Source organism: Fusibacter sp. (genome assembly GCF_057447755.1).
The window spans coordinates 1-3,241 of record NZ_JBVBZF010000376.1; the positions used below are offsets into that span (position 1 = coordinate 1).

The 3,241-nt window shown below is 37.9% G+C and carries 3 protein-coding genes; all 3 read left to right on the forward strand.

What is annotated here, in order from left to right; all coding sequences use genetic code 11:
- Window positions 1-663, forward strand: a 663-nt coding sequence (gene pstA / locus AC220I_RS20410) for a phosphate ABC transporter permease PstA (protein WP_486725709.1), incomplete at its 5' end; no start/stop codon positions are given.
- Window positions 664-689: 26 nt separating this feature from the next.
- Window positions 690-1,469, forward strand: coding sequence for a phosphate ABC transporter ATP-binding protein PstB (gene pstB, locus AC220I_RS20415; RefSeq protein ID WP_486725710.1), 780 nt, complete (start codon window positions 690-692; stop codon window positions 1,467-1,469).
- A 32-nt stretch (window positions 1,470-1,501) separates the two neighbouring features.
- Window positions 1,502-3,241 (forward strand): PDC sensor domain-containing protein (locus tag AC220I_RS20420; RefSeq protein WP_486725711.1); only part of this gene is annotated, 1,740 nt, incomplete at its 3' end.

Genomic DNA, 3,241 nt, shown 5'->3' on the forward strand with positions numbered 1-3,241 from the left:
ATAGTGGGTTCGCTTGGCTTAATAGCCGTGGTGATTCCCGTTACACTTGTCATTGGTGTATCCACTGCGATATACCTTGAAGAATATGCGACCAAGGGCAAGATTTCATCTTTCATAAAGGTAAACTTGTCAAACTTGGCCAGTGTGCCATCTGTTATCTTTGGACTTTTAGGGCTTTCTGTTTTTAGTAGACTCTTCCATCTGGGGTCAAGTATCCTGGCAGGTGGGTTCACATTATCCTTATTGGTACTGCCAATTATTGTCGTATCCAGCCAAGAAGCCATTAAAGCTGTTCCAGGATTCTTAAGAGAAGCCTCTTACGGGATGGGTGCAGATAAGTGGACAACCATTAAAAAGGTTGTTTTACCAGTTGCTTTACCTGGAATCCTAACCGGTTCAATCCTTTCCATTTCAAGGGCAATAGGTGAAACGGCACCTCTTGTTGTTCTGGGAATTCCAACTTTGATCATGAAGGTGCCAAACTCGTTTATGGATGACTTTACAGCGCTACCAATTCAGATTTATTATTGGACTTTAGATACGGTATTGACGCCTGAATATGCAAATTTGGCGGCTGCGACAATCATTGTCTTACTCGTGACTTTATTCATGATGAACTCGATTGCAATCTTTATAAGAAATAAATATCAACGTGGTTTTTAAAAGTAGATTTTATGGAGGATATTAAATTGTCAAAACAAATCATAACACCGGAAAATTATGTGTATGATGTTCAGGGCTTGAACCTTTGGTATGGAAATGACCAAGCGTTAAAAAACATCAACATGAAAATTAATAAAAATGAAGTTACAGCCATTATTGGGCCTTCTGGTTGTGGAAAATCAACGTTTATTAAAACTTTGAATCGTATGATCGAAAATATTCCGATTGTAAAGACTTCTGGCGAAATCTTATATCATGGTAAAAATATATTTGATAAATCAGTGAGAGTGGAAGAACTTAGGACAACTGTAGGCATGGTTTTTCAAAAGCCAAATCCATTTCCAAAATCAATTTATGAAAATGTGGTTTACGGCCCTAAGATTCATGGCATAAAAGACAAACGCCTTCTTATGGAGATTTGTGAAACCAGCTTAAAGAGTGCCGCACTTTGGGATGAGGTAAAGGATAGACTTCATGACAATGCGTATGGCCTTTCTGGTGGTCAGCAACAAAGACTTTGCATTGCAAGGTGTTTAGCGGTACAACCAGATGTTATTCTCATGGATGAACCAACCTCTGCTCTTGACCCTATTGCAACAGCTAAGATAGAAGAGCTAATTGACCGTCTCAAATCAGAGTATACAATTGCCATTGTAACACATTCCATGCAACAAGCTGGCCGTATTTCAGATAAGACTGCATTTTTCCTAATGGGCGAGCTTATTGAATATGATAGCACAGAAGTCATCTTTTCAAATCCGAGAGATAAGCGAACAGAAGATTATATCACTGGCAGATTTGGTTGATAAAATAAGAACAAGATGACAGGAGAAAACACATGGTTTTGGAGAAATTTAAGGCATTTTTAGGCGGTCTAACTAAAGTAAAAAGTCAGTTTATGGATAAAAACATCAGAATAGACGACCAGCTGGTAATTGAAATGGATTCCCCAAAAGTTAAGATGGACATAAAAAAACGTCTGTCCCAAATCAAGAGTATCGAAATCATTAGAAACATAAAATGGAATCAATTTTCAAGTTTAAAAATACAAACCAAATTACTCCTAATGGTCTTACTCACAAGCTTAATACCTCTTGCAATACTAGGGTTTGTAAGCGTGAATAAATCCAGTGTTGAAATACAAAAAGAAATCTATAATCAGAATCAACTCTTTACAAACCTATCACAGGAACGCATTCAAAACTACTTTTCAAGTAGAGAGGGCGATTCCATGCTTTTAGCAGAATCCAAAATTGTTAGAGATGGTTTGGAAACGCTCAATGGTTTCAATGCGACATCTCAAGAGAAGCTCAATATAGAAGCAGATTTTCGACATATTTTTAAGACGGCATTAGATCAGTATGCTTATACAGATATATTCTTAACCAATATGTACAATGAAGTCGTCTACTCACAGAATTATGATAAGCTGGATATGGCGCCACTGGTCGTAGCTGGGGATTATTGTGAAAAAGCACTTACTGGCACGCAAAACTGGTCTCAAATTTTTAGAAACAGCTTTATAGATGACAACATCATGGTACTTTCCACGCCGGTTTACAATTATACAAATCATGGTTCGGAACCTATAGGGACTTTAAATATTGTCCTCAACCAAAGTGCCATAGATACAATTGTGAAGAATGGTGCAGAAAAAATTGGAAAAACAGCAGATGCCTATTTGGTCGATGCTGAGGGTAGGCTTCTTACAAGTACCTTACAAGGGGATAGTAAGCCACTTGAAACTATGATTAACACACAAGGTGTTGATGCGTTAAAGCATGCGATAACCGCACAAGAGAGCGCCTATAACAAAGCCATGTCATATAAAAACGAAGCCGGTAAAGACGTTATTGGCACGGTTTCAGTGACACATATTGGCGATTGGCACGTTGGTCTTGTAACAGAAGTTGAAAAAGCTGAAGCACTTGGTGCTATAGGACTTCTCAGCAATCAATTAATGGTAACTTCAATTGCAATTATTATCTTATGCTTGATATTTGCCATGGTTATGGCAGGGACAATTCGTAAACCGATTTATCAGGTAATCGATATGACAAATCAAATTGCGGGATATGACCTTACCATGAACCTTGATTCAGATCAGATCAAGGGAAGAGATGAAATGAGCGAACTTAAGCGAGCAATGGCGCAAATCGTCTCAAATTTTAAAGGTATAATCATGGATGTTGATCAATCATCAAAACGCGTTTTCACCGCTTCTTTAGACCTAAATAAAAATGCCACGGCGTCACTTGAAGTGACCGATGAAGTAAAGTTGGCTGTAGAGGAAATCGCAAAGGGTTCTGGTGATCAAGCAATAAATGCACATGAGAGTTTCGAAAAAACAGGTCAGCTTAGTGCCATTTTAAAACGTGATCAGGAAGAAGTTGAAGAAATTACAAGAGCCATCATTGATGTGGATGCATTGGCAGATCAAGGACTTGAAGTGATTAAGCAGTTAACCATAATCAATGGTCAATCTACAAAAGCCAATCAAGAAGTCCACAATAATATCATGAAAGCCACTGAAGATTCTAAAAAAATTGAACAAGCAAGTGCACTGATTATGTCTATA